Origin of the sequence: Desulfonatronum zhilinae (genome assembly GCF_900182865.1) — a bacterium.
In the GTDB taxonomy this organism is placed as follows: domain Bacteria; phylum Desulfobacterota; class Desulfovibrionia; order Desulfovibrionales; family Desulfonatronaceae; genus Desulfonatronum; species Desulfonatronum lacustre.
Window position 1 is genome coordinate 1 of the sequence record NZ_FXUJ01000076.1, and the last position, 2,096, is coordinate 2,096.

General features: G+C 51.4%; 3 protein-coding genes and 1 pseudogene. 3 read left to right on the forward strand and 1 reads right to left on the reverse strand.

The features are described 5' to 3' along the window. Positions 1-182: 182 nt before the first annotated feature. The 3 genes and pseudogenes from AC559A_RS19020 to AC559A_RS19030 all read left to right on the forward strand — a co-directional run. A pseudogene (locus AC559A_RS19020) lies at positions 183-337 on the forward strand (type II toxin-antitoxin system RelE/ParE family toxin); the annotation flags it as partial. Positions 338-349: 12 nt separating this feature from the next. Beyond that, positions 350-622: a HigA family addiction module antitoxin gene (locus tag AC559A_RS19025; RefSeq protein WP_498819265.1), complete on the forward strand. Its 273-nt coding sequence runs from the start codon at positions 350-352 to the stop codon at positions 620-622. 23 nt (positions 623-645) lie between these two features. After that, positions 646-1,158 carry a UbiX family flavin prenyltransferase gene (locus AC559A_RS19030; protein WP_498819266.1) on the forward strand — a complete coding sequence of 171 codons (513 nt, stop codon included), beginning with the start codon at positions 646-648 and terminating at the stop codon, positions 1,156-1,158. 321 nt (positions 1,159-1,479) lie between these two features. Here the strand turns inward: AC559A_RS19030 and AC559A_RS19035 are convergent. Continuing rightward, positions 1,480-2,096: TIR domain-containing protein (locus tag AC559A_RS19035; RefSeq protein ID WP_498819267.1), on the reverse strand; the 617-nt coding region annotated here is incomplete at its 5' end.

Below are 2,096 nucleotides of genomic sequence, written 5' to 3' on the forward strand. Positions count from 1 at the left end.
TGACTGTTTACCTGGAAGCCAAAATGTATCGTCCATAAGGCTTAGCCTATTTCTATTCTTATATCGCAACATAGCAGTGACCTCGTTTTTTAAATCTTAATATCACTACTATAGCATACAATGCAAGCAAAATATTTAGTTAAATCGAATGCCTGCCCGGACTTTTTGCAGGGAGATCACGACTTAATGACTTGCGAATACCACCGGGCAACCGCCTTGAAGCTTTAAAAGGTGATCGTTCTGGACAGTATAGTATTCGGATCAATGATCAGTGGCGTGTCTGTTTCGTTGGCTTGAAGCAGGTGCTGAGGATGTGGAAATTGTCGATTATCATTAAGGAGTGACTATTGTGAAAAATTTTGATCCTGTTACTCCAGGAGAGATCCTGCTTGAAGAATTTCTTAAGCCAATGGGCATTAGTCAGTATAGGCTTGCCAAGGAAATTGCCGTTCCAGCACAGCGTATAAGCGAAATTGTCTTAAATAAAAGAGCCATCACCGCAGACACAGACCTGCGCTTGTGTCGTTTTTTTGGTCTTTCCAACGGTTATTGGTTGCGTGCGCAGGCACTCCATGATTCAGAAGTTGCAGAAAAAGTTCTTGATCCAAGTATCTTGGGATAGCAAAAGAAGTTTTTGGACGGGCGTTGGATTCTTTGGTCTGGAACCAGGAACTGGGCCTGCCCCAGGAGAGCCTGCTGGGCAAGGCGCATTGCAGCTACGTTCAGGACGACCTTGCCGCGCCTCCGGCCAGCGGCTCCTGGCAGCACCAGGGCATGGTGGTCTGTCCCTGTTCCATGGCCAGCCTGGCCGCCATAGCGCACGGATTGGGCAACAACCTGATCCACAGAGCCGCGGACGTCACCTTGAAAGAACGCCGCCCCCTGGTTCTCGTCGCCAGGGAACCCCCCCTGAGTGCCATCCACCTGGAAAACATGCTCGCCGCAACCCGCGCCGGAGCCGTGGTAATGCCGGCCAGTCCCGGCTTTTACCACCGCCCCCGGACCCTGCAGGAGCTTGTGGACCAACTGGCCGGCCGAATCCTGGACGCCCTGCGGATTGATCACAGCCTGACTCCCAGATGGGGTGAACAGAACAACGTCGCCCCCTCTTCCCGCACGACAACTGTTGGCTTGGCAGGGAATGAGGAAGGCGTTTGAAGCTATAAACTCGATGGGCTTCGCGCAGATTGTGCAACGCTTCTTGGACGGTTTCGCCTTGGGTCGCAGTGCTTTTCTCGAGGTTTGCAGGCGACATAGCCGCCATTTGGGGGGGGGTATAACGGTTGATAGTTCCGGTTCCTCTCGGAGTGATTTTGGGAAAGCCCAACGCCTGAGTTCAGCGGCGCTTGAGGCGCAGCCCATTTTGCTGTCGCATATGGGCTGCGCCTCAAACGTCCGCTGCAACGATTTGATTGAAACGACCTTTCAGGTCGTGTCAATCCTTATGGGTTCGGCGTCACAGGCACCATGGCGGGGTCGCTAATTTTCATCAAGCTTCTCAAGCATTGGCAGGACACAACGATTTCTGATTGTGTTCACCGTATCTGTCGAGATTGCATGAGTCTCCTGAACTTCTTCCCACACATCTCTAAGATCAATCCGACCCACGGTATTCGGAATACCAACGGTACCGTCAGTCCCTTTGTCATCAAGAATCACAGGAACGATGTGATTCTTTCTCCCTGGCCTTGTCATCACGTCCCTTTCATACTTGGTCCAGACTTTCTGACGGTAGTTTTCGTCTAGAAACACTAAGTGGTATCTGCAGGATCCCGAGTAAATGCGGCCCAGCGTTTCCTCTAGATCAAGCGCGAGCAAAAAGGCCTGTTGGTCGAAGTCATAAAACGTGACAACGTCCTCCTTTTTCATTTCCTCATTGACTGCTTCAACAAGTTGCCGCGCTTCTCCTGCAAAAGAGAATGCTAGATGTCCCTGCAAAAAGTCAGCGGCAATTATGCGGCCAGCCCCCAGCGATGCCCCTGGTAGGTGTGCTGAAGGGGGCGAACCGGAGCAGTTGAGCTGAAAAGGCGATAAAAAGGTGTCCTGAGAAAGTAATTTGACAGTAATTTGCTCTTTGACATGGCTTCCCGCGTCTT